The sequence below is a fragment of the Natronomonas gomsonensis genome, from assembly GCF_013391635.1.
GTDB classification, from domain to species: domain Archaea; phylum Halobacteriota; class Halobacteria; order Halobacteriales; family Haloarculaceae; genus Natronomonas; species Natronomonas gomsonensis_A.
Map to the genome: position 1 here is coordinate 750268 of NZ_JACAWU010000001.1, position 23039 is coordinate 773306.

General features: G+C 66.0%; 22 protein-coding genes and 1 tRNA gene. 13 read left to right on the plus strand and 10 right to left on the minus strand.

The genetic code is table 11. The features are described 5' to 3' along the window. Window positions 1–83 precede the first annotated feature (83 nt). On the minus strand, window positions 84–1019 hold the full coding sequence (lipA, locus tag HWX69_RS03995) for a lipoyl synthase (RefSeq protein WP_178915814.1): 936 nt from the start codon (window positions 1017–1019) through the stop codon (window positions 84–86). Window positions 1020–1129: 110 nt separating this feature from the next. On the opposite strand from lipA, the gene HWX69_RS04000 reads away from it, so the two are divergent. From HWX69_RS04000 to thsB, 6 genes are all read left to right on the plus strand, one after another. Next, window positions 1130–2575 carry an MATE family efflux transporter gene (locus HWX69_RS04000; protein ID WP_178915815.1) on the plus strand — a complete coding sequence of 482 codons (1446 nt, stop codon included), beginning with the start codon at window positions 1130–1132 and terminating at the stop codon, window positions 2573–2575. A 48-nt stretch (window positions 2576–2623) separates the two neighbouring features. Further along, window positions 2624–4990, plus strand: a complete 2367-nt coding sequence (locus HWX69_RS04005) for a DEAD/DEAH box helicase (protein ID WP_348642973.1) — start codon at window positions 2624–2626, stop codon at window positions 4988–4990. A 51-nt stretch (window positions 4991–5041) separates the two neighbouring features. Beyond that, on the plus strand, window positions 5042–5425 hold the full coding sequence (locus HWX69_RS04010) for a Rid family detoxifying hydrolase (RefSeq protein WP_178915816.1): 384 nt from the start codon (window positions 5042–5044) through the stop codon (window positions 5423–5425). Next, the gene (locus tag HWX69_RS04015) at window positions 5422–5646 is read left to right on the plus strand and encodes a hypothetical protein (RefSeq protein WP_178915817.1); all 225 of its coding nucleotides are present in this window, start codon (window positions 5422–5424) and stop codon (window positions 5644–5646) included. Before HWX69_RS04010 ends, HWX69_RS04015 begins: the two co-directional genes overlap by 4 nt. 56 nt (window positions 5647–5702) lie before the next feature. Continuing rightward, a tRNA-Ser gene (locus tag HWX69_RS04020) sits at window positions 5703–5783 on the plus strand. 286 nt (window positions 5784–6069) lie between these two features. Next, a complete protein-coding gene (gene thsB / locus HWX69_RS04025) occupies window positions 6070–7746 on the plus strand; it encodes a thermosome subunit beta (protein WP_178915818.1) in 1677 nt (558 codons plus the stop codon). A gap of 203 nt (window positions 7747–7949) precedes the next feature. Here the strand turns inward: thsB and HWX69_RS04030 are convergent, their stop codons facing one another. Together HWX69_RS04030 and pheA are read right to left on the minus strand one after the other, a co-directional pair. After that, window positions 7950–8657, minus strand: a complete 708-nt coding sequence (locus tag HWX69_RS04030; protein ID WP_178916599.1) for a DUF2270 domain-containing protein — start codon at window positions 8655–8657, stop codon at window positions 7950–7952. Between the two features lie 129 nt (window positions 8658–8786). Then, entirely contained in the window at window positions 8787–9590 is an 804-nt protein-coding gene (gene pheA / locus HWX69_RS04035) for a prephenate dehydratase (protein ID WP_178915819.1), read from the minus strand. 106 nt (window positions 9591–9696) lie between these two features. On the opposite strand from pheA, the gene HWX69_RS04040 reads away from it, so the two are divergent. Next, window positions 9697–10245, plus strand: a complete 549-nt coding sequence (locus HWX69_RS04040) for a cupin domain-containing protein (protein ID WP_178915820.1) — start codon at window positions 9697–9699, stop codon at window positions 10243–10245. Window positions 10246–10323: 78 nt separating this feature from the next. Beyond that, on the plus strand, window positions 10324–11190 hold the full coding sequence (locus tag HWX69_RS04045) for a hypothetical protein (protein ID WP_178915821.1): 867 nt from the start codon (window positions 10324–10326) through the stop codon (window positions 11188–11190). Here HWX69_RS04045 and lpdA read toward each other — a convergent pair. Then, window positions 11187–12611 carry a dihydrolipoyl dehydrogenase gene (lpdA, locus tag HWX69_RS04050; protein WP_178915822.1) on the minus strand — a complete coding sequence of 475 codons (1425 nt, stop codon included), beginning with the start codon at window positions 12609–12611 and terminating at the stop codon, window positions 11187–11189. The genes HWX69_RS04045 and lpdA overlap by 4 nt on opposite strands. 312 nt (window positions 12612–12923) lie before the next feature. Between lpdA and HWX69_RS04055 the strand changes: the two genes are divergently transcribed. Then, window positions 12924–13682, plus strand: coding sequence for a 23S rRNA (uridine(2552)-2'-O)-methyltransferase (locus HWX69_RS04055; RefSeq protein ID WP_178915823.1), 759 nt, complete (start codon window positions 12924–12926; stop codon window positions 13680–13682). Here HWX69_RS04055 and HWX69_RS04060 read toward each other — a convergent pair. The 4 genes from HWX69_RS04060 to HWX69_RS04075 are packed head-to-tail and all read right to left on the minus strand — an operon-like array spanning window position 13679 to window position 17069. Further along, window positions 13679–13876 carry a hypothetical protein gene (locus tag HWX69_RS04060; protein ID WP_178915824.1) on the minus strand — a complete coding sequence of 66 codons (198 nt, stop codon included), beginning with the start codon at window positions 13874–13876 and terminating at the stop codon, window positions 13679–13681. The two genes, HWX69_RS04055 and HWX69_RS04060, sit on opposite strands and share 4 nt — an antisense overlap. 42 nt (window positions 13877–13918) lie before the next feature. Then, on the minus strand, window positions 13919–14635 hold the full coding sequence (locus tag HWX69_RS04065) for a queuosine precursor transporter (protein ID WP_178915825.1): 717 nt from the start codon (window positions 14633–14635) through the stop codon (window positions 13919–13921). Beyond that, window positions 14628–14804: a CopG family transcriptional regulator gene (locus HWX69_RS04070; RefSeq protein WP_178915826.1), complete on the minus strand. Its 177-nt coding sequence runs from the start codon at window positions 14802–14804 to the stop codon at window positions 14628–14630. Before HWX69_RS04070 ends, HWX69_RS04065 begins: the two co-directional genes overlap by 8 nt. Window positions 14805–14858: 54 nt before the next feature. Next, window positions 14859–17069 carry a twin-arginine translocase subunit TatC gene (locus tag HWX69_RS04075; RefSeq protein WP_178915827.1) on the minus strand — a complete coding sequence of 737 codons (2211 nt, stop codon included), beginning with the start codon at window positions 17067–17069 and terminating at the stop codon, window positions 14859–14861. Window positions 17070–17165: 96 nt separating this feature from the next. Between HWX69_RS04075 and tatC the strand changes: the two genes are divergently transcribed. From tatC to HWX69_RS04095, 4 genes are all read left to right on the plus strand, one after another. After that, complete coding sequence (gene tatC / locus HWX69_RS04080; protein ID WP_156709560.1) at window positions 17166–17939, plus strand: twin-arginine translocase subunit TatC; 774 nt, start codon at window positions 17166–17168, stop codon at window positions 17937–17939. A 111-nt stretch (window positions 17940–18050) separates the two neighbouring features. After that, window positions 18051–19370: an O-acetylhomoserine aminocarboxypropyltransferase/cysteine synthase family protein gene (locus HWX69_RS04085; protein ID WP_178915828.1), complete on the plus strand. Its 1320-nt coding sequence runs from the start codon at window positions 18051–18053 to the stop codon at window positions 19368–19370. Continuing rightward, window positions 19367–20575 carry a homoserine O-acetyltransferase MetX gene (metX, locus tag HWX69_RS04090; protein WP_178915829.1) on the plus strand — a complete coding sequence of 403 codons (1209 nt, stop codon included), beginning with the start codon at window positions 19367–19369 and terminating at the stop codon, window positions 20573–20575. The genes HWX69_RS04085 and metX overlap by 4 nt, the downstream gene beginning before the upstream one ends. 155 nt (window positions 20576–20730) lie before the next feature. Beyond that, window positions 20731–22020: an O-acetylhomoserine aminocarboxypropyltransferase/cysteine synthase family protein gene (locus tag HWX69_RS04095; RefSeq protein WP_178915830.1), complete on the plus strand. Its 1290-nt coding sequence runs from the start codon at window positions 20731–20733 to the stop codon at window positions 22018–22020. Window positions 22021–22029: 9 nt separating this feature from the next. On the opposite strand, the gene HWX69_RS04100 is transcribed toward HWX69_RS04095, so the two are convergent. Further along, window positions 22030–22299 carry a hypothetical protein gene (locus tag HWX69_RS04100; RefSeq protein ID WP_178915831.1) on the minus strand — a complete coding sequence of 90 codons (270 nt, stop codon included), beginning with the start codon at window positions 22297–22299 and terminating at the stop codon, window positions 22030–22032. 84 nt (window positions 22300–22383) lie between these two features. Then, window positions 22384–23016 carry a phosphoserine phosphatase SerB gene (serB, locus tag HWX69_RS04105; protein ID WP_178915832.1) on the minus strand — a complete coding sequence of 211 codons (633 nt, stop codon included), beginning with the start codon at window positions 23014–23016 and terminating at the stop codon, window positions 22384–22386. Window positions 23017–23039 lie beyond the last annotated feature (23 nt).

Consider the following 23039-nt stretch of genomic DNA (forward strand, 5'->3'; position numbering starts at 1 on the left):
CGCGGAGAAAATAGCCGATTTCTACGAAAAATGATGCTGTATCGGTGTTCGGTGGACGCCCACCGAGTTCGACGCCGCTCGGGTCAATCGGCCGCCTCGGTGGCGGTCCGGCGGGCCTCCTCGACGCTCTTGCCCTCCCGGAGCAGCGCCTCGACGAAGAACTCGCCGGCCTTGAACGACGACCGGACCATCGGGCCCGACGCACAGTAGAGGAAGCCGAACTCCCCTTCGGCGACGGTCTTCCAGACGTCGAACTTGTCGGGGTGGACGTAATCGAACACCTCCAGATGCGACCGAGAGGGCTGGAGATACTGGCCGAAGGTGACGATGTCCACGTCGCGTTCCCGCAAATCCGAGAGCGTCCGATACACCTCGTGGTCGTACTCGCCGACGCCGAGCATGAGGCTCGTTTTCGTGTAGATGTCGGACTCGTCGCTCACCTGCTGGAGCACCGAAAGCGACTGCTCGTAGCCGGCCCGGCGGTCACGGACGGGCCACTGGAGCCGTTCGACCGTCTCGACGTTGTGGGCAATGACATCGGGTTCAGCATCGATGATTCGCCGGACATCTTCGGGGTCGCCCCCGAAGTCCGGAATCAGCGTTTCGACGAGAATCGACGGGTCGCGCCGCTTTATCTCCCGAATCGTCTCGGCGAAGTGGGCGGCGCCGCCGTCGTCAAGGTCGTCGCGGTCGACCGAGGTGAGAACGACGTAGTCGAGGCCGATTTCGACGACCGCCTCGGCGACGTTTGCGGGTTCCTCGGGGTCGAGCGGTTCCATTCCGCCGGTCTCCACGTCACAGAAGTTACACCCCCGCGAACAGCGGTCGCCCATCAGCATGAACGTCGCCGTCCCGGGACCGTTGCGGCCGCTCCAGCAGTCCCCGAGGTTCGGACAGTTGGCCTCCTCACAGACGGTGTGGAGGTTCCGCTCGCGGAGCGTCGCCTTGATTTCGGCGAACCGCTGGCCGCTCGGCGGACGCGTCTTCAGCCACTCCGGCTTCCGGCGCCGACTGCTCATACCCCTAGATTCGGTGCCCGTGGCAAAAACGTGCGGTTGTTTGGCGCCCATCGTTCGACCGTAAATTTCGCCCGCAAACGATATGTATAGAGGGGCCGATACCTCGTTCGATGGGGGGACTGGACGTTTCCAGCGACGACATTACCGGTGGGCCTATCGCGCCGACGTTGGTCGCGCTGGCGCTGCCGCTTTTGGCACAGAACCTCGTCCACGTCCTCAACCAGTTGATCGATACGTTCTGGCTGGGGCGCGTCGGCGAGAACGCGGTCGCCGCCGTCGGGTTGAACTTCCCGCTCATCGCGACCATGTTCGGCGTCACCGCGACGGCCGCCGTCGGGACGCAGATTCTGGTCGCCCAGCGCGTCGGGTCGGCCGACGAGACGGGCGCCCGCCGTCTCGTATTCAACGGCGCCGTCCTGTCGTTCGCCCTCGGTGGCGCGTTGCTCGGCGTCGTCTTCGTCTTCGGAGCGTCGCTCGTCCGTCTGCTCGGTGCCGGCCCGGTCGTCGCGCCGCTGTCGGTCGCGTACCTCCTCGTGTTCGCGGCGTTCTTCCCGCTGGCGGCCACCAGCGACGCTATCGAGCGCGGCTTCGTCGGCTGGGGTGACACCCGGGCGACGCTGTACATCAATCTCGTGATGGTCGGGACGAACGTCGTCCTCGACCCGCTTTTGATTCTCGGCTACCGATGGATTCCCGCGCTGGGCGTCGAGGGTGCGGCGCTCGCGACCGGCATCGGCTATACGGTCGGCCTCCTCGCTGCGCTCGCGCTTGTGGCCGGCCGCCGCGACAGTCTCTCGCTTTCCGTGGCTGACGCCCGCTTTTCGGTGGCAGACATCCGGGAACTGGTCGACATCGGCGCGCCCGTTTCCGGCCAACGACTCGCCGGTCAGTCGGCTCGCGTCGCTATCGTCGGCGTCGTCGCGACGGTCGGCGGTGCCGCGGGACTGGCCGCCTACACGGTCGGTGCGAGAGTGGCGACGGTGGCGTTCGTTCCCGCCTCGGGGTTCGGCGGCGCGACCCAGTCGATGGTCGGACAGAACGTCGGCGACGACCGACCCGACCGGGCCCACGGAACGGTCCGAACCGGTGTCGCCATCGCCGCCGGAACACTCGGCGCCGTCGGCCTCCTCCAGTGGCTGTTCCCCGGCTTTCTCGCGACGCTCTTCGTGCCGACGCTCAGTCCCGCCGGCTTCGACCGTACCGTCGACTACCTCGCTATCCTCGCCTACGGCTACCCCGCGATGGGTGCCTCCGCGGTGCTGTTGGCGGCGTTCAACGGGGCCTCCCGGACCCGGACGAGTTTCGTCGTCGACCTTCTGAAGTACTGGGGGGTCCGCATCCCGGCAGCGGCTGCCGCGCTGCCAGCCGCCTCGGTCGTCATCGGTGGCTTCGCGGTTGGTGGACTCGACTGGGGCATCTACGCCGTCTTCTGGGCGGTGACCGCCTCGAACGTCCTCGCGGCGGTCGGTCTGGGTGGGTACTACATCTGGAAGTGGGAGCCGATGTTCACGAACGCCGCCTCGGAGGCGGCCGACGGGGCGGCCGGGAGCGACTGACGCTCTCGAAGAGATGCGTTTTTACTTGGGGCGCTCTCCCATTCGGTAGTGTCTACCTCCGCCGGCGTCGCGGATATCGTCCCCGAGTTCGCCGAGGCGTTCCCCTTCGAGTCGTTCAATCGGATGCAGCGGGAGGCGCTGCCCGCGGTCCTCGATTCGGGGGAGAACGTCGTCGTGAGCGCGCCGACGGCCAGCGGCAAGACCGCACTCGCGGAGTTGGCCATCTGTCGGACGCTCCGAAACGACGGGACCGCGCTGTTTCTCGCGCCGCTGCGTGCGCTGACCAACGAGAAGGAAGACGAGTGGGAGCGCTTCGAGGCGCTGGGGTATTCGGTGTACGTCGTCACCGGCGAGCGGGATTTGAACCCGCGCCGCGCCGAGCGCGCCGACATCCTCGTGATGACGCCGGAGAAGGCCGATTCGGCGACGCGGAAACACGACTCGCCTCGCTATTCGTTCATCACCGATGTGGACTGTGTCGTCATCGACGAGGTGCATCTGCTGGATTCGGACCGCCGTGGGGCGGTGCTGGAAGTGACGATCTCGCGATTGCGTCGGCTCTGTGGCCCCCGCATCGTCGCGCTGTCGGCGACGATGCAGAACGTCGAGGACGTGGCCGACTGGCTCGATGCGCCCGACGACTGCACCTTCCAGTTCGGCGACGACTATCGACCGGTGCCGCTGTCGGCAAGCGTCGAGACGTACGCCCACGGCGACAACGCCTTCGCCGACAAGTACCGCCGACTGTACCGGGCGCTGGACCTCGCCCAACCCCACATCGAAGACGGGGGACAGGCGCTCGTCTTCGTCGCCTCCAGACAGGATACGGTTCGGGCCGCCGAGAAGGCCCGTGACGTAATCGCCGAACGCGACGTCGAAATCGGCGCCCGCGGCGACTACGATTTCCACACCGACGCCGAGGAACTGAACAACGACACGCTCAGACAGTCGGTCATCGACGGCGTCGGCTTCCACCACGCTGGCCTCTCGAAGGAGGACAAAGACCGCGTCGAGGCGTGGTTCAAGGAGGGGAAGATTCAACTGCTGTTTTCGACCTCGACGCTGGCGTGGGGGGTGAACCTCCCGGCGCGGTGTGTCGTCATCCGCGACACCAAACTCCACGACCCCCTGGAGGGTGAAGTCGACATGAGCCCGCTGGACATCCTCCAGATGCTCGGACGGGCCGGGCGGCCGGGCTACGACGACGCCGGCTACGCCTACGTCGTCTGCGACGGGAGCGACGCCGAGAAGTACCGCCAACTGCTCCTCGAGGGCAAGCCCATCGAATCGCGGCTGGCGGGGGAACTCGACTCGCATCTCAACGCCGAAATCGCGCTGGGCGTCGTCGACGACATCGAGGACGTAATGGAGTGGCTGGAGACGACGTTCTACTACACCCGCGCGAAGAGCGCCCCGGAACAGTACGACGCGGGCGAGTCGCTTCGGGACCGCGTCTCGGCGACGCTGGAGCGACTCGTCTCGGGCGGCTTCGTCGACCAGTCGGGACTCGATATCGAACCGACCGCTCTCGGCAAACTCACCTCGCAGTTCTACTTGCGACTCGACACTGCCGAGGGGTTCCACCGACTGTGTGAACGGGCTGCCGCGGACGAGACGCCCGCTATCGACGAGTCGGCCGTCCTGCGGACGGTCGCCGACGCCGGGGAGTTCGACAGCGTCTCCGCGCGCCGTGACGAGCGAGAGGCGTTCAAGGCCGTCCTCGACGGCGAGGGCGACGACCTCGATGCGGGCAACCGGAAGGTGCTCGCCATCCTCCGGTCGGCGATGTCGGGGACGACGCCCGGCGAACTCAAAAGCGACGCGTGGGTCATCAGACAGAACGCGACGCGGATGCTCGCGGCGCTGCGGGCGTTCTGTGAGCGGTTCGCCGCGCCGCGGGACGCCAACCTCGTTTGCCGCATCGAGGCTCGCCTCGAACACGGCATCAGCGCCGAAGCCGTCGGCCTCACCGCCATCGAGGGCGTCGGCAAGGGTCGGGCCCAGAAACTCGCCCGCGAGGGGCTGGAGACGCCCGCGGACGTACGCCAAGCGGGCGTCAGCGGTCTGGTCGACGCCGGTCTCTCGGAGGGGCTGGCAGAGCGCGTCCTCGAACAGGCCGAGTCGCTCCCCGACCTCTCCTTCGAGTGGAGCGGCGTCCCCGACTCGATACCCGCCGGTGAGAACACGATGGCCGAACTGATGGTCGAAAACGACGGCGACGGCGCGCCCGCCGGCGTCCGCGTGACGGTCAACGGCGTCGAGATGTCGGAGACGACGCGGTATCTGGGCGAGACGACCGTTCCCGTCGGTGTCTTCGGTGGCGACGCGGAGGAACTGACCTACGAGGTCGAGGTCGCCTTCTCGGAACTGCCGCTCGTTCCCGTCACGGACAGCCGAACGGTTCGGGTGGAGTAAGCGCCGTCGCCCGGCAACCGATTTTATGTCCAACGGCGACGCAGGACGGGTATGGGCAAAGAGACGATTCACACCGACGACGCACCGCCCGCGGCAGGGGCCTACAGCCAGGCGACGACCGACGGCGACCTCGTGTTCACCGCCGGACAGATAGCGCTGACGCCCGAGGGTGAGGCGCTCGACGACGAACCGGTCGCGGTCCAGACCGAACGGGCGCTGGACAACCTCGAAGCAGTTCTGGAGGAAGCCGGGTCGAGCCTCGATGACGTGCTCAAGACGACGGTGTTCCTCGCCGATATCGAGGATTTCGAGGAGATGAACGAGACGTACGCGAGTTACTTCGACGACGAGCCGCCGGCGCGGTCGGCGGTACAAGCCGGCGCGTTGCCGCTGGGGATGGCCGTCGAAATCGAGGCGGTGGCGACCCGAGAGTGACGCCCGAAAAGCGGTCGGCGCTCTTGTGGGGTGCCGTCGGCGCGCTGGCGTTTCTCGTCGCCCATCAGGGGTATCTCCTCGCCGACGGGGCGTTCGTCGGCGTCGGTCCACTGGCGGCGGTCACGGTCGTCGTCTTCGGGACAGCTACGTCGACGGCCTACTACGCGGAGGGACGATTCGGCACGATGGTCCGGGTTCGCTCGGAGAGGGATGGGGAGTGACATGCTCCCACCGAACGCGAAGGCTTTAAACGGACCACTCCGGTAGATTGGGGTGAGCCGGGATGGCCGAGTGGTAAGGCGCACGCCTGGAAAGCGTGTTCCCTCAGGGATCCAGGGTTCAAATCCCTGTCCCGGCGCTTTTGCGACGACCCGACGTGAGAAGCAAAGCGGCTCCGCTGATTCGTCTCGGCGTGACCCCCACCGTTTCGGGTCGAACCGAGCCCCACCACTCCTCTGTAATAAACCCCGCCAGTAGCGACACGAATCGATTCCTCGCATCGTCGGAATGTAGGCCGAGACAATCGTTCACACAGCGCCGCAGTACGACGATTCTTCCCGTTTACCGTTGAGTGCTGTCTCCAATCGGTATCGGTCCGTATCAGATACATTTATATAGAACCGTGGACAATCATTCGGACGACTATGAGCCAACAGCAGCGAATGGGAGGTCAGCCGATGATCATTCTCGGCGAGGATTCCCAGCGGATGAAGGACCGCGACGCCCAGAGCCACAACATCTCGGCGGCGCGTGCGGTCGCAGAGGCCGTACGCTCGACACTCGGCCCGAAAGGGATGGACAAGATGCTCGTCTCCTCGATGGGTGACATCACCGTCACGAACGACGGCGTCACCATCCTCGAAGAGATGGACATCGACAACCCGACGGCCTCGATGATTGTCGAAGTTGCCGAAACACAGGAAGACGAGGCGGGCGACGGCACCACGACCGCCGTCTCCATTGCCGGCGAACTCCTGAAGAACGCCGAGGACCTGCTCGAGCAGGACATCCACCCGACGGCCATCATCAAGGGCTTCCACCTCGCCAGCGAGCAGGCCCGCGCCGAAATCGACAACGTGGCCCGTCAGGTCGACCCCGAGGACACCGAACTCATCAAGAAGGTCGCCGAGACCTCCATGACCGGCAAGGGCGCGGAACTCAACAAGGACGTTCTCGCCCAACTCGTCGTCGACGCCGTTCAGGCGGTCACCGTCGAGGCTGACGACGGCGAGACCATCGTCGACCTCGAGTACGTCAACATCGAGACCCAGACCGGCCGCTCGGCCGGCGAGAGCGAACTGCTCAACGGCGCCGTCATCGACAAGGACCCGGCCCACGCCGACATGCCGACGCAGTTCGACGACGCCGACGTGCTCCTCATCAACGAACCCATCGAGGTCGAGGAGACCGACGCCGACGCGTCCGTCCAGCTCGACAGCCCCGACCAGCTCCAGCAGTTCCTCGACCAGGAGGAGGAACAGCTCCGAGAGAAGGTCGACAAAATCGCCGACTCCGGCGCCGACGTCGTCTTCTGTCAGAAGGGCATCGACGACCTCGCCGAACACTTCCTCGCGAAGGAGGGCATCCTCGCGACCTCCCGAGTCAAGAAGACCGACCTCGGCTTCCTGCGTGAGGTGACCGAGGCCAACATCGTCTCGGACCTCGACGCGCTCACCGCCGAGGACCTCGGCTCCGCCTCCGTCAACTACGACGAGGCCGACGAACTGTTCTACGTCGAAGGCACCGGCGACGAGAGCCACGGCGTGACGCTGTTGCTGCGTGGCTCGACCGAACACGTCGTCGACGAACTCGAACGCGGTATCGGCGACGCCCTCGACGTGGTCTCTCAGACCGTCTCCGACGGCCGCGTGCTGGCCGGCGGCGGCGCCGTCGAGGTCGAAGTCGCCCGTCGCGTCCGCGAGTACGCCGACAGCGTCTCCGGCCGCGAACAGCTCGCCGTCGAGGCCTTCGCCGACGCGCTCGAACTCGTCCCGCGCGTGCTGGCCGAAAACGCCGGCCTCGACTCCATCGACACGCTCGTCGACCTGCGCTCGGCTCACGAGAGCGGTGACGAAACCGCCGGGCTCAACGTGTTCACCGGCGACGTGGTCGACACCTACGACGCCGGCGTCGTCGAACCGGCCCACGCGAAACAGCAGGCACTGTCGTCGGCCACCGAGGCCGCGAACCTCGTGCTCAAGATCGACGACATCATCGCCGCCGGCGACCTCTCCACGGAAGGTGAAGAGGAAGAAGGCGGCCCGGGCGGCGCCCCCGGCGGCATGGGCGGTATGGGCGGCGGCATGGGCGGCATGATGTAGAACCTTTTTGCACGGGTCGGCTACGCCGACCCGGCAAAAACGTTCATGAAAAAGATACATCGGGCCTCCCTCCGGTCGGCCCTCGGTCCCGTGCGCCTGCGGCGCACGGTGAACCGCTCGCTTCGCTCGCGGATGCTCGTTTTTTGCTTGATGACGTAGAGTCGGTTTAGCTGTTGAACGATTCGCCAGTCAGCCAACGAGCATCATTTCCACTCTTCGTTCGCAGGCCGTGACTGCAACTCACCCTTCGCTTTCCGTCTGTTCGGCCAGAGCGTCAGTACTATTCCACAGACGTAGTACACTGCAATACTGCCGAGAACGACTTCACCCGGCACAACCCCAACGGTAGCGGTCTCGATAAGTCCGGTCGGCGTCGTTGCGAACACGGTCAGCCGGACGACCCAGGCGGCGACCAGAACCGAGATGAGCGCGAAGTACACGCGTCGGAGGCGGCGCGAAACGGCCTCGATTACCGGTATTTTCACCGCCGGCGCTCGGAAATCGTCGCTGAGAAGTTCGCGCCAGTTCGATAGCTCTACGCCGTCCGGGTCGAGCGCGTTCGCGAACACGTTCTCTTCCAGCATCCGAATCCGAGAGCGCCAGATGTCGTACACGCGATAGCGACGGGCCTCGATTCCCAAGAACACCGTTAGCATGACGATTCCGATGAGGAGGATGTAGTGGGGCCGTGATTCCGACGAAAACGCCCACGTGAGTAACGTCGCTGTCAATACGACCGCCCAATTGGTCGTCCTGTCGATTCGTGTGCGCCACGACGTAGTCCGGCCCATCTCACCACGGTAGGCGTGGCCCATGAGTGAGAGAAAATCGGACCGGTCAGTTGCCGCCTCGCCAGCGATCTCGCGTTCTTCGGGTGATTCTGGATCGAAGTCTCCCGGAATATTCGACATGCTACACATACGGACAACGAGCAAGTAAACGTGCGCAACGGATCGTTGAACGCTCGCGCTCCCTCCTTCGTCGGTCACGAGAAACTGGCCGACCGGCCGAACCGAACGGGTCGGGTTCGGAAACCGGTCTTATAACACGTGTTCGGTGTCGTAGGAGCCGAGCACGCGAACCCAGCCGTTCGATGCGATGTCGCGGAGCTCTTCGATGGCCTCCTGTGCCCGCTCCTCGTAGAGGCCGGCGGCGAAGTCGAAGTGGAACATGTAGTCGCCGAGGCGCTCGCCGCTGGGGCGGGACTCGACGCGCGAGAGGTTGATATCGCGGTCGGCGAACGGTTCGAGCATCTCCAGGAGGAGCCCCGGGTGGTTCGTGTTCGGGTACACGATGACGGAGCTCTTGCCGCCGGCGTCGTTACGCTCGGTCTCCGGGGCGAGGACGACGAATCGAGTGGCGTTGGAGGTGCTGTCCTGAATGTCGCGGGCCAACACCTGCAGGTCGTCGCCGGCGGTGGCGGGGTGGCCGATGGCGGCGACGGAGGCGTCCTCCCGTGCTCGTTCGACACCCCGTGCGGTCGATGCGACGGCCTCGGTTTTCGCGCTCGGATACTCCTCGTTGAGGTACTCCCGACACTGCGCCAGCGCCTGGGGGTGGCTCGCGACGATGTCGAACTCCCCGGCCTGTGCCAACAGGGCGTGTTGAATGGGCGTGACGATCTCGCGGACGACGGCGACGTTGCGGTCGGCGAGTGCGTCCAGCGACTCGGTGACCGACCCCTCGATGCTGTTCTCGATGGGGATGACGCCGCGTTCGTACTCGCCGCTGGCGACGCCCTCGACGATGCCGGTCACCGATTCCACGAAGTCGATGTCGTCGGCGACCGCCTGCGTCGCGCGATGTGAGTACGTCCCTTCGGGGCCGAGCGTGAGGGCTTTCATTGCCAATCCGTAGTAGGCCGGGTGGCAAAAGCCCACTGGACGCCCATCACCGCGAGTGTCGTTCCCTTCGGATAACGGTTAACTCCCCGCATGCAGTGGCATGGATGTGCGCAGTACCGAAATCGAATCCGTCGATCCGAACCGCGTCGGAGGCGTCGAACGCCGCGGCCTCAGCGACGTGCTGGACGCCGATGCCGTGACGATCAACCACTACGTGATCGCTCCCGGCGACCGAATCAGCGGTCTCCACGCCCACCAGAACCAGGAGGAGGTCTTCCTCGTCCTCGACGGCGCGGTCACCCTCGAGACGTTGGACGGCACCGTCGTCGTCGACGAGGGCGAAGTCGTCCGCGTCGCGCCCGGCGAGTTCCAGTCCGTCACGAACCCCCACGGCGACCCGGCGACGGTCCTCGCTCTGGGGGCACCCCGGGGTCAGACCGACCTCCGGGTTCCCGTCGGCTGTCCCGAATGCGACGCCGAAGTCGCGGCGCTGGACTTCACCGGCGGCGACGAGCGTCTCGTCTGTCCTGGCTGCGGCCACGACCGGGAGGCGGCGTGCCCTGACTGCGGTGGCGAACTCCGTGCAGAACTCGACGGCGACGGCCGGCCCGTCAGCGTCTGTCTGTCATGTGGTGTGCGGATGCGGGAGCGGTAGCTATCGGGCGGTGTCCGGTCGGGACTACTACCGACTGGTGTTTCGACATTTAAGTCTCTGCCCCCCGAGATGACGGCTATGCTCCGCGACAGGCGCTTCGTCGGCGCCCTCACGACCGGCGCCCTCGCGGCCGCGATCGCCCTCGCCTACGGTGTCACGACCGACCTCGTCAGGGTTCCCACCTCCGCGGGACTCCCCTACGGGGAGGCGCTCGTCTTCGCGACGCTCCTCGTCGTTCCGTTCGTCCTCGGCACCGCCGTGGCTGTGCTCGCGGTCCGCCACCGGGTCTCCCTACCGCTCGTGTCGGTCGTCGTCTTCGCCGCCCTCCCCGCCACCCTCGAGTGGCACGGCGGTCAGGTGCTCGTCGCCGTCCTGATAGCGGGGCCGCTGGTGGTCGTCACCGCTCTCGTCGAATCCCTCGTTCGGCTTCGACTGGAACGGTTCCGTGCCCCGCCCTCGCTTGCGACGCTTCGGGCGCTTTCGGTCGGCGTGATGGCCGCCACGGTTTATTTCGGCGTGTTCGCCTTCCGGGCGGTGCTGCCGCTGTGGCGACTCGACACGGGTGCGCCGCCGACGCTTCCGCCTGCCGTCGACCTCGCGCTCACGCTGTGGTACGTCTTCGGCGTCGCGCTCGTCCTCGTCGGGCTTCCGGTCGCGCTCAACCGTCGGTTCGGGCTCGTCAGCCCACTCGTCGGGCTTGTGGCCTACCTGCTCGTCGACCTCGCGTTCGTCCAGCCGGCCGTCGCGGCGGGGGCGGAACTGGTCGTCGTGTTGTTACTCGCCGTGTGGCCGACGCTGTCGGCGATTCTCGCGGGTGTCGGTCTCTTGGAGTGGTGGCTTCGCGCCCGTCGCGGCGAGTACGACGAACCGGAGGGTGGGGACGGTGACGGTGAGACTGGACGGGGGTTTTCGGTCGAAGGGGGCCTATTCGGCGACCGTGTCTAGCGGTTCAACGTGTGTGTCGCTTCGCCGCGGGCGTTGGCGGCGGCCTCGGCGACTGCTTCCGACAGCGTCGGGTGCGTGTGGATGGTCGCAGCAACGTCTTCGAGTTGGGCGCCCATCTCGATGGCGAGGCCGACCTCGGCGATGAGTTCCGAGGCTTCGGGGGCGACGATTTGGGCGCCGAGGACGAACTCGGTTTCGGCGTCGGCGACGATGCGGACGAAGCCCTCGCTCTCGTCGAGAGTGAGTGCACGCCCGGAGGCTCGAAGCGGCATCTGGCCGACGACGGGGTCGAAGCCGGCGTCGGCGGCGTCGGCTTCGGTCATCCCGACGGTACCGATTTCGGGGTCGGTGAAGACGGCTGCCGGGACGGCCTGATAATCCAGGGCCGCGGGTTCGCCGGCGATGACCTCGGCGGCGACGTGGCCCTCCTTGTACGCCTTGTGGGCCAACATCGGCTCGCCGGCCACGTCGCCGACGGCGAAGACATTCTCGACGCTGCTGCGGGCCTGGTCGTCCGTCTCGATGGTGCCGTCCTCGGCGGTTTCGAGGCCGATGGCGTCAAGGCCGACGGTGTCGGTGACGGGCTGACGACCGACGGCGACGAGCACCTTCTCGGCGGTGTATTCGTGGGTTTCGCCGTCCTCGTCTTCGGTCGTGACGAAGGCGTCGGATTGGACCTCCTCCCACTCCTGGGCGGCCTCGCCGAAGTGGAACTCGATTCCTAACTCCTCGGCGCGTTCCCGGACGACGCGGGTCACGTCGTCCTCGTAGCCCGGCAGGATGTCGTCGAGCATCTCGACGACGGTCACGTCACAGCCGAGTTTCGCCAACACTGTCGACAGTTCCATGCCGATGTATCCGCCGCCGACGACGAGCAGGGAATCCGGGAGTTCGGTCAGCGACAGCAGGCCGCTGGAGTCGAGGATGCGGTCGTCGTCGAACTCGAAGCCCGGCAACTGGATGGGGCGGCTCCCGGTGGCGACGATGGCGTGTTCGAACTCGATAGATTCGCTGCCCTGCCCCTCACCGCCGTGGGCGACGCGGACTGTGTCGTCGCTGACGAACTCCGCACGGCCGGGGACGAGATTGACGCCGTTTGCCTTGCACAGTTTCTCGACGCCGCTCGTGAGTTGGTCGACGACGCCGTCCTTCCAGTCGACCATCCCCTGGAGGTCGACCGCGGGGTCGGCGTAGACGCCCATGTGTTCGGCGCCACGTGCCTCGTGGGCGACATCGGTCGCGTGGACGAGTGCCTTCGAGGGGATACAGCCCGTATTGAGGCAGGTGCCGCCGTAGGCGTCCTTCTCGACGAGCGTCACGTCCAATCCGAGCTGGCCGGCGCGAATCGCGGCGACGTAGCCGCCCGGCCCGCCGCCGATGACCAGTACCTCCGTTCCGGTTGCGATGTCTCCTACGACCATCTGTTATCGGAGTACTCACTCGCCGGGGTTAAAAACTGGCAGGAATTGCCGAACGATGGCGGTAGCAGATATCTCCGCTGTCTTTTTTATCGAAGTGGTTCGAGAGTCACCGCCGGCGACTCTCGTCATCCAGCGAATCGCCGCTGGCGATTCGCACGGATTTTTGCGCCGAGCGGGGTGCGGGCCTTTGGCCCGCAACCGGATGCCGTGGCGGCGGAGCCGCCACGCGGTGCGCCGGAGGCGCACCCGAGGCGTAAAAAGTTCGGAGCGAAGCGCGTATCAGTTCCGACCCGCTATTTCGGCCAACTAACCATGACTCGCAAGGACGACTACTACAACCGGGCGAAACAGGAGGGGTATCGCTCCCGGGCGGCGTACAAACTCAAGCAACTGAACGAGGAGGCGGGCCTCATCGGCGAGGGCAACACCGTCGTCGACCTCGGTGCGGCGCCGGGCGGGTGGCTGCAGGTCGCCTCAGAGTTGGCCGGCGACTCGGGGACCGTCGTCGGCGTCGACCTCCAGCGCATCAAGCCAATCGACGGCGTCGAGACCGTCCGCGGCGACATGACCGAAGACGACACCCGGGAGGAGGTCGTCGAACTCGTCGGCGAGGCCGACGTCGTCGTCTCCGACATGGCGCCGAACATGACCGGGGAGTACTCGCTGGACCACGCGCGGTCGGTGTATCTCGCGCGGATGGCCTTCGAGACGAGCCTCGAGTTACTCGCTCCGGGCGGGGACTTCGTCGCGAAGGTGTTCGAAGGGCCCGATACCGACGACCTGCGGGCCGACATCGAGGAGGAGTTCGAGTACGTCCGTACGATTCACCCGAAGGCCTCCCGGGACTCCTCCTCGGAGCTGTTCATGGTTGCGAAAGGCCGACTCACTGCGCCGGTTCGAGAGGGTGACCAACTCGAAGTCGACATCGAGGACGTCGGCAGCGAGGGCGACGGCATCGCGAAGGTCGAGGGGTACACGCTGTTCGTCTCCGGGACCGAAGCGGGCGAGACCGTCGAGGTGCGGGTGACCGACGTGAAGCCGCGGTTCGGCTTCGCCGAACGGGTCGACTAACGCGAGCGCTCCTCTTCGAGTTCGCTCTCGAGTTCCTCGACTCTGGCTTCGAGTTCCTCGACGCGGTCGCTGCTACCGCTTCGACTCACGAGAAACAGGACGACGAGTAGCACTGGGACTGCGAAAAGGAACAGTATCAGGAAGATGATGAGCAGTTCCGGGCCGCCGGGGATGCCGAATTGGAGGGGCAGCATAGACGGTACGTTCGCACGCGACGTAAAAAACGTTCCTGCGGGTTAGGCGGGCGCGACGCCGTCTTCGGAGCGGCGAATCGCGCCGGTGATGAGGTAGACGAACGGCGTATCGACCAGCGCGATGAGGAGCTTCAGGACGTACTGGCCGACGATGAGCGAGAGGACGAAGCCGATTTCGTAGGTCGCGCCGAAGCCGAGTTGCGGGAGGACGTAGAAGCCCAACCCGACGAAGATGACCGTGTCGATGGCCTGACTCGTCCCCGTCGAGGCGATGTTGCGGAGCCACAGCATCTCGCCGTCGGTGAGTTCCTTCAGTTTGTGGAAGACGACGACGTCGTAGTTCTGACTGACGAGGTAGGCGGCGAGGCTGGCGACGACGAGGGGACCGCTCTGTCCGAGCACCGCCGCGAAGTTCGCGGGGTCGATGGGCTGGCCGGGAACCGCTGGTGCGGCGATGGTGCTGTAGACGAGTGCGAGCAACAGGAAGTTCATCAGGAAGCCGACGTTGACGAGCACCTGGCCGGCTCGCTTGCCGTACAACTCGGTGTAGCAGTCGGTCGCGAGGAAGGTGAGCGCGTACGCCAGCGCTGCCCCGGGCAACACGAGACTGGTTCCCGTCACCGGTAGTCCGACCGGGGATTCGAACAGCAGGAGTTTCGAGGCGGTCACCTGTGCGGTGACGAGCGCGGTGACGAACATCGCCGCCAGCGCGACGGCGCCGGCCGGAAGCGCTCGGCGTGATTCGACGGCGTTACTCATCGTCCTCGAGTCGGTTGTGGCGGGCGTCTATCTCGTCGAGGATGTCGAGGTTCTTCCGGATGGACGCCCGGATGGCGTCGCTTCGGTTGACGTACTTGCCGTCGTCGCCGACGTGGTCGTCGAGGTCGTCGAGCAGTTCCCCTGGTATCTCGACGCTTATCTTGGGCATACTCGGGGATGACTGTGAGAATACTTAAGCCGTTCCCAACGCGGGTCAGTGGCGTCAGTCGGCCGGTTCGACCCGTCGTCGCTCGCGGCGACCGCCCAACGTGAGCAGCCACAGGATTCCCAATCCGATTCCGTAGGCGAATATGATGGGAATGCCGAGGAGGAACATCGTGAACACGCCGCGGGGCGACAGCAGCGCCCCGGCGGCGAGGACGCCGATAGTGACCTCTCGCCAGCGGGTTCGCATCGTCCGGTAGGCGACGATGTTGCCGCGGTAGAACAGCACCATCGAGACGGGAATCATCGCGAGGATGCCGATGCCGACGGTGAGGAAGAAGATGAGCCAGCCGTAGTTGTTGATGCGGTAGGCGATAATCATGCCGGCGTCGAGGACGTCGGCGGCGAGCCACGAGATGACCGACGGCGCGACGTAGACGAAGCCGAGGATGCTTCCGACGACCATGCCGACGATGAGGCTGCCGCCCCACGCGAGCAGGACGCGGCGGTCACCGCGGGCCAGTCCACGCTCCTTCAGCGAGGGCCAAGCGTAGTACAACAACAGCGGCAACACGGCCGCGGCCCCGAAGATGGTCGCCACCTTGATTTGGAAGATAAGCGCCTCGACGGGGTGGAGCGTGACGATTGATACCTGTTCGGCGGCGTATTCCGAGGGCATCCGGCTGACGAACTGGTCGTTGAGTCGGCCGATGCCGCCCTGGTACAGCACGAAGAACGTCCCGGCCAACACGACCATGAACAGGCCGACCAGTCGGAACGATTTCGCGGTGACGCTGTTGAGGACGAAGGCGGCGTCGTAGGCGTAGCCGCCGATGTCGTCCTCGTCGATGTCGTCCTCGCTGAAGGCGCTCAACATTCCGGCGCCGCGGCGGGCGAGGATGCCTCCCTCCTCTTCCTCGTCGTCGTCCGCCTGAGCAGTGGTTGCCGCGGCGGCCCCGTCTTCGCCGTCCTCGAAGTCGTTCGGGGACACGTCGGCCTCCGGCGGGTTGATGTCGTCGTAGCGGTCGAGGATGGCCCGTGCGCGCTCGGGGTCGTCTTCCTCCATGGCCTGTCCGGCCAGGGCGACGGCCTCGTCCTCTTCGAGGCGGGCGAAAGCGGCGGCCGGCGCCGCACGGATGCCGCCCTCGTCCAGCTCCGAGAGGTCGATGTCGGCGGGGTCGGCGGGCGACCCGCCCGGAACCGCATACTGGCCGGCGCTCTCGTCGAGACCCTCGTAGACGAAGTAGCCGAATCCGACGACTGCGGTGAGGGCACCGTAGAGGGCGCTGACGACGGCGGCGTACGTCGCTTCGGGGAGACCGTAGGCCTCGCCCGCGGGGATGAACCGATAGCTGGACCCGAGTGAGTCGAGAACGCCGTTGACGCTTCCGACGCCGCCGTAGGTGTAGAAGGCGTAGACGAGGGCGCCGCCGACGAGGAACAGCCCCGCCAGCACGTTCCAGTGAGCGCGAGCGACCGACCGGAAGTCGGTCGACTCGGTGGACCGTTTCGCCGTGACGACGATCTTCGCCAGATACAGCGAGATGCCGTACAGCGTCACGAGCGGGACGGCCCACATAATCTGGGTGAAGGGGTCCGGCGGCGAGAACAGCGCGCCGAAGATGAAGATGGCGACGACGGCGTGTTTCCACTTGTCCCGGAACGTCTCGTAGGGGACGATTTCGGTGTACGACAGCGTACTCATCAGAAGCGGCAGTTGGGCGGCGAGTCCGAACGACAGCGACAGCAGGAAGATGAACTGCGCCCACATCGAAATGGAGTAGGTCGGCTGAAAGCCGGCGCCGACGGCGTTCGACGCCAGGAAGCCGAACATGAGCGGGAAGAAGAGGTTGTAGGCGTAGGCGACGCCGCCGGCGAACAGCGCGAGACTGACCGCGATGAAGCCGGCGGATTTCCACCACGGAATCGAGTCGGGCCACCGCCCTCGCTGCTTCAGCGAATCGCGGGAGTAGTAGATGAGCATCGGCACCGACAGCAGAATCCCGACGACGAGGCCGATTTTCACCTGCAGGAGGATGACCTCGAAGGGGGTGATGGCGACGACGACGATGTCCGGATTCGTGTTGAGGTCGGTTTTCAGGATGCTCCAGACGAACGCCCGCAGGACGTAGATGGTCCCGATGAGGCCGATGACGAAGACGATAAACACCTTCTGCAGATGGGTCTGTGCGGTCGACAGCAGGGCACCGAGCTGTGCGCGCCCCTCTGCAACCGTCCGCTTGACGTCGTCATCGGCGGCACTAGACACGACGGGAAGGTCGGCTTTCGCAGTTATCAACCTTTTCCGTTCGGCCTGCCGGCGCCGACGAGAAGGCTTACAAACGGCCGGTACCGTTCGACGTACATGGGTGAGACGGCCGACGGGTCCTACGAGGTCGACGACGGCTTCGTCGGTGAGGGCCCCGAAAGCGACGAGGAGATGCCGCTTGCGGACCACATCGAGGAGATGGTGTACCGCCTCGGCATCGTCCTCGTCGTCATGGCAATCGTCTCCGGCGTCGTGTTCCCCTTCGGCGACTACATCATCAACTTCCTGTGGTACTCCGTGTTACCCGGCGGCGACGTGGCCCGCCCCCGCGTGTATCACCCGCTCGCGCTCATCCTCGCGCGGCTGAAAGTCGCCACGCTGGGCGGGTTCATTATCGCCCTTCCCGTCTTCGTCTACCAGACGTACCTGTTCATGCGCCCCGGCCTCTACGAACACGAGCGTCGCTACTACCTCGCTTCCGTCCCCGCGAGTCTCGTCCTCGCGGGCATCGGCGTGCTGTTCGCGTACTTCCTCATCCTCCCGGCCATCTTCACGTACTTCCTGACGTACTCCCGGAGCGCCGCCGTCGTCGCATTCGGCCTCTCCGATACGTTCGGTCTCATCGTCCTCATGATGGGGCTGTTCGCGGCGGTGTTCCAAATTCCGCTGTTCGTGATGCTGGCCATCATGATGGGGCTGACGACGCGGGCGTGGCTCGCCGAGAAGCGCCTGTACTTCTGGGGTGCGTTCCTCGGCATCGCCTTCCTGTTCAGCCCCGACCCCACCGGGATGGCGCCCATCATGGTCGCCGGGACGATGATTGGACTGTTCGAGTCGACGCTGCTCGTGTTGCGCTGGGTCGGCCGCTAAGGTCGCCCCCTTTCGGAACTCCCTCACCCGGCAGCGACCGCTCCACCCCTGCCCGGCAAAGGTTGCCGTAACTCTTGGTTATAGATGCATTGGGATATATGCACGACACACATGAACGACGACGAGCGACGGGACACGGCGTCCGACCCGCCCGACGGTGGCCGGGCGCTGGGTTTCGGAACGCGCTGTCTCCACGTCGGACAGGGGCCGGACGCCGAAACCGGCGCCGCCGCCCCACCGATATATCAGACGACTTCCTTCGAGTTTCCCGACGCCGACACCGCGGCCGCCCGCTACGCCTTAGAGGACGACGGCAACGTCTACTCCCGCATCGCCAACCCGACCGTCCGCGCACTCGAAAAGCGCCTGGCCTCGCTGGAGGGCGGCACCGACGCCCTCGCGACGGCCTCCGGAATGGGCGCCTTCGACGCCGCGACGCTCGTCCTCGCGGAGGCCGGTGACAACGTCGTCTCGGCCTCTTCGATTTACGGCGGCACGCATGCGTATCTCTCTCACACCGCCGCCCGCCGTGGCATCGAGTCCCGATTCGTCGACACCCTCGACCCCCAGGCCTACGACGAAGCCATCGACGAGGACACCGCCTTCGTCCACTGCGAAACCGTCGGCAATCCGTCGCTCGTGACGCCGCCGCTCGAAGAAATCGCCGAGGTGGCTCACGACAACGGCGTGCCGCTGTTCGTGGACAACACCTTCGCCACCCCGGCGCTGTGTCGGCCGCTGGAACACGGTGCCGACATCGTCTGGAACTCCACGACCAAGTGGATTCACGGATCGGGAACGACGCTCGGCGGAATCCTCGTCGACGACGGCTCGTTTCCCTTCGCGGAGTCCCCCGAGAAGTACCCCGAGATCGGCGGTCCGAACCCGGCCTTCGACGGCGTGAACTTCGCCGAGCGCTTCGGCGACCGGGCCTTCACGATGGCCGCCCGACACCGCGCGACCCGCAGTCTCGGCGACCAGCAGTCCCCCTTCGACGCGTGGGCGACGCTGCAGGGCGTCGAAACCCTCCCGTTGCGGATGGAGCGACACTGCGAGAACGCCTTGGCCGTCGCCGAATATCTCGAGAACCACCCCGAGGTGTCGTGGGTCACCTACCCCGGCCTCGACTCCCACGAGACCCACGATCTCGCTTCGAAGTATCTGGAGGGTGGGTACGGCGGTATGGTCGCCTTCGGCCCCGAGGGCGGCTACGAGGCCGGCAAGCGAATCTGTGAGGACACCGAGGTGGCGAAGTTCCTCGCCAACATCGGCGACGCCCGGACGCTCGTCATCCACCCCGCCTCGACGACGCACGCGCAGTTGACCGAGGCCGAACAGCGCGAAAGCGGCGTCACCCCCGACCTCATTCGGCTGTCGGTCGGCATCGAAGACGTAGACGATATCATCGCTGACCTCGAGGCGGTACTATGAGCGAGGACCGCGGCGTCGAGTCGTTGGGCGAGTTCACCTTCGAGTGTGGGGAGTCGATTCCCGACCTCGAAATCGCCTACGAGACCTACGGCGAGTTCACCGGCGACAACGCCGTGTTGGTGTGTCACGCCCTGACTGGCAGCGCCCACGTCGCCGGCGGCCGCCGGCGTTCGGATACGGCCGGACAGGCCCACGCGTGGTGGGACGACATCGTCGGCCCGGGGAAGGCCATCGACACCACCGAGTACTACGTCGTCTGTGCGAACGTCCCCGGGTCGTGTTATGGTTCGTCGGGACCGGCGTCGACGAACCCCGAGACGGGCGAACCGTGGGGCACCGACTTCCCGGCCGTCACCGTCGGCGATTGGACGCGCGCCCAGCGACTCCTGTTGGACGAACTCGGCGTGCCGAACCTCCACGCCGTCGTCGGCGGTTCCGTCGGCGGCATGAACGTCCTCGATTGGGCCAAACGCCACCCCGACCACGCCGACCGGGTCATCGTCGTCGCCGCCGCCGCACGACTGGACCCTCAGTGTCTCGCCTTGGACGCCATCGCCCGCCGCTCCATCACGACCGACCCCAACTGGAACGGCGGCGACTACTACGGCCAAGACCCACCGACCGAGGGGTTGGCGCTGGCCCGCCAAATCGGCCACGTAATGTACCTCTCGAAGTCCTCGATGCAGGACAAGTTCGGCCGCCGGTCGGCCGGTATGGACATGGGTCGTGACACCTTCCCGGCCGACCCCGCCGCCGGCTTCTTTCCCTATCGCGAGGTCGAGTCGTATCTCGACTATCAGGGCGAGAAGTTCGCCGAGCGCTTCGACGCCAACTCGTATCTGTACCTCTCGCGGGCGATGGACAACTACGACCTCGCCTCGGGCTATGACTCCGACGCCGACGCGCTGGCGGCCTTCGACGGTGAGGCACTCCTGCTTTCGTTCACTGGCGACTGGCACTTCACCGTCGAGCAATCCGAGGAACTCGCCGAGGCGTTCCGTGCGACCGACGCCGCCACTGCCCACCACGTCATCGACTCCGACCACGGCCACGACGCCTTCCTCGTCGAACCGGACCGCGTCGGTCCGCCGCTCGACGACTTCCTCGCCGACGGCGTCTACGGGAAAGCCGTCTCCGATACGGTCGAAGACCGCGACGCTGGCGACGACTTCGCCCCGGTCCACACGAGTCTGTTCTCCGACTGATACGGAGTGTTGTAACAGAGTGCCAGCGAGCGCCAGTGCTGGGTCGGCGCTCGCCGGTAAAAGACTACAATAGTCCGTATAACGCCCCGTCATAGACACCGGTGAGCGTTGCGAGGAAGGTCGGTCTTTATTTGTGCTCACCTCCCGGTGTCGGTATGTTCGACCGAGACGACCTGTACACGGATTCCCTCCACGCCGGACAGGAAGCCGACCCGACGACGGGCGCCCGCGCCCCACCGATTTACCAGACGACCTCCTACGAGTTCGAGGACGCCGAACACGCCGCCGACCTCTTCGCGCTCCAGGAGGCGGGCAACATCTACTCCCGCATCATGAACCCGACGAACGCGGTGCTCGAAGAGCGCATCGCGACGCTTGAGGGCGGGGTCGCCGCCGTCGCCACGTCCTCGGGCATGGCGTCGTTCGACCTCGCGACGTTCATCCTCGCGTCGGCGGGCGACAACATCGTCTCCGCGTCGTCGCTGTACGGCGGCACCTACACCTACCTCACCCACACCGTCGAGCGCCGCGGCGTCGAGACGCGATTCGTCGACACGCTCGATTACGAGGCCTACGCCGACGCCATCGACGAGGACACCGCTTTCGTCCACTGTGAGACCATCGGCAACCCGGCGCTCGTGACACCCGACTTCGAACGGTTGGCCGACATCGCCCACGACAACGGTGTGCCGCTGTTCGTGGACAACACCTTCGCGACGCCGGCGCTGTGTCGGCCGCTGGAACACGGCGCCGACCTCGTCTGGAACTCCACGACCAAGTGGCTCCACGGGTCGGGGACGACCATCGGCGGGATTCTCGTCGACGGCGGGTCGTTCCCGTGGGCCGACCACGCCGAGCGGTTCCCCGAAATCGCCCAGCCGAACCCCGCCTACCACGGCATCAACTTCGCGGAGACCTTCGGCGACGCCGCCTTCGCCTACGCCGCCCGGACCCGTGGTCTGCGCGACTTGGGCAACCAACAGGCACCCTTCGACGCCTGGACGACCGTCCAGGGACTCGAAACGCTGCCGATGCGGATGGAGCGACACTGCGAGAACGCGATGGCCGTCGCGGAGTTCCTCGAGGACCACCCCGAGGTGTCGTGGGTCACTTACCCCGGACTCGACTCCCACGAGACCCACGCGGAGGCAAGCGAGTACCTCGACGGCGGCTACGGCGGCATGATTACCTTCGGCCTCGAAGCCGGCTACGAGGCGGCGAAGAAGACGGTCGAATCGACGGACCTCGCCAGCCTGTTGGCGAACGTCGGCGACGCGAAGACGCTCATCATCCACCCGGGGTCGACCACCCACCAGCAACTCACCGACGAGGAAAAGCAAGCCAGCGGCGTCACCGACGACCTCGTTCGCCTGTCGGTCGGTCTCGAAGACACCGACCGCATCATCGCCGACCTCGACGCCGCAATCGAGGAAGCGACCCGGTAGAGACGAAATTCACCCGTCGTAGAAGAGGAACACCGCGACGCCGCCGACGACGGCGATGGCGTAGGCGGGTTGGGCGAGGACGGTCTCGATCACGCGGCCGACCGTGACGCCGTCGTAGGCCAGCGACGCCGTCGCGGTGTCGACCGTGACGCCGACCGACGCCAACAGTACCACCAGCGCCCCGAGGGCGACCAACGCTCCGACGGCGCTCAACGGGTGGTCGTCTACCCAACTGCTCAGCGACGTGACCGGCCAGAGGGCCGCGGCTTTCGCTCCCATGTCGTCTCGACGTACGACCGAAACGCGCAAAAACACACAGCAGACGCACGGATGACGACCGTCTGACGCCGCGGTGTCGATCGATCACAAGACCGCTTTGGCTTCCAGCAACTCCAGTAGGTCCGTCATCGACTCGACGATTACGTCGCAGTGGGGGCCGACCGCGGGCTTCGGCTCGTAGCCGATAGCCAGTCCGGCCACTTCCAGCATCGGGAGGTCGTTGGCGCCGTCGCCGATGGCGACGGTGTCGTCCATCTCGACGCCGACCTCGCCTGCGAGGTCTTCGAGTGCGTCGTCCTTCGTCCCCTCGATGAGCGGGCCTTCGGCCTCGCCGGTGAGTTTCCCGTTCCGAATCGGGAGTGAGTTAGCGACGATGGTGTCGACGGAGACGCCTTCGCGTTCGAGTGCGGCCGCGACGCCGTCGTCGAAGCCGCCGGTGAGGATGGCGACGTGGTGGCCGGCCTCCGAGAGGGCGTCGATGACCTCGGCCGCGCCCGGGCGCAACTGTACGCGGTCGAACGCCGCCTCGACTTGCTCCTCGGGGAGGCCGTCGAGCAATTCGGCGCGGGCGTAGAGACTCTCGGCGTAGGAGAGCTCGTCGTTCATCGCCCGCTCGGTTATCTCGTCTATCTCGTCGGCGACGCCGGCCTCCTCGCCGAGCAGTACCGTCATCTCCGAATCCGAGAGGGTCCCGTCGAAGTCGAACGCGATGAGCATACTCCCTCTGGGTCGGGAGGGGT

What these genes read in the sequence shown, in the direction of transcription:
- serB (WP_178915832.1), bottom strand. Translation starts at nt 23,016, where the DNA reads ATGCTCATCGCGTTCGACTTCGACGGGACCCTCTCGGATTCGGAGATG.
- HWX69_RS04100 (WP_178915831.1), bottom strand. Translation starts at nt 22,299, where the DNA reads ATGGGAGCGAAAGCCGCGGCCCTCTGGCCGGTCACGTCGCTGAGCAGT.
- metX (WP_178915829.1), top strand. Translation starts at nt 19,367, where the DNA reads ATGAGCGAGGACCGCGGCGTCGAGTCGTTGGGCGAGTTCACCTTCGAG.
- HWX69_RS04030 (WP_178916599.1), bottom strand. Translation starts at nt 8,657, where the DNA reads ATGTCGAATATTCCGGGAGACTTCGATCCAGAATCACCCGAAGAACGC.
- lpdA (WP_178915822.1), bottom strand. Translation starts at nt 12,611, where the DNA reads ATGGTCGTAGGAGACATCGCAACCGGAACGGAGGTACTGGTCATCGGC.
- HWX69_RS04010 (WP_178915816.1), top strand. Translation starts at nt 5,042, where the DNA reads ATGGGCAAAGAGACGATTCACACCGACGACGCACCGCCCGCGGCAGGG.
- pheA (WP_178915819.1), bottom strand. Translation starts at nt 9,590, where the DNA reads ATGAAAGCCCTCACGCTCGGCCCCGAAGGGACGTACTCACATCGCGCG.
- HWX69_RS04060 (WP_178915824.1), bottom strand. Translation starts at nt 13,876, where the DNA reads ATGCTGCCCCTCCAATTCGGCATCCCCGGCGGCCCGGAACTGCTCATC.
- tatC (WP_156709560.1), top strand. Translation starts at nt 17,166, where the DNA reads ATGGGTGAGACGGCCGACGGGTCCTACGAGGTCGACGACGGCTTCGTC.
- HWX69_RS04045 (WP_178915821.1), top strand. Translation starts at nt 10,324, where the DNA reads ATGCTCCGCGACAGGCGCTTCGTCGGCGCCCTCACGACCGGCGCCCTC.
- HWX69_RS04070 (WP_178915826.1), bottom strand. Translation starts at nt 14,804, where the DNA reads ATGCCCAAGATAAGCGTCGAGATACCAGGGGAACTGCTCGACGACCTC.
- HWX69_RS04085 (WP_178915828.1), top strand. Translation starts at nt 18,051, where the DNA reads ATGAACGACGACGAGCGACGGGACACGGCGTCCGACCCGCCCGACGGT.
- thsB (WP_178915818.1), top strand. Translation starts at nt 6,070, where the DNA reads ATGAGCCAACAGCAGCGAATGGGAGGTCAGCCGATGATCATTCTCGGC.
- HWX69_RS04095 (WP_178915830.1), top strand. Translation starts at nt 20,731, where the DNA reads ATGTTCGACCGAGACGACCTGTACACGGATTCCCTCCACGCCGGACAG.
- HWX69_RS04000 (WP_178915815.1), top strand. Translation starts at nt 1,130, where the DNA reads ATGGGGGGACTGGACGTTTCCAGCGACGACATTACCGGTGGGCCTATC.
- lipA (WP_178915814.1), bottom strand. Translation starts at nt 1,019, where the DNA reads ATGAGCAGTCGGCGCCGGAAGCCGGAGTGGCTGAAGACGCGTCCGCCG.
- HWX69_RS04065 (WP_178915825.1), bottom strand. Translation starts at nt 14,635, where the DNA reads ATGAGTAACGCCGTCGAATCACGCCGAGCGCTTCCGGCCGGCGCCGTC.
- HWX69_RS04055 (WP_178915823.1), top strand. Translation starts at nt 12,924, where the DNA reads ATGACTCGCAAGGACGACTACTACAACCGGGCGAAACAGGAGGGGTAT.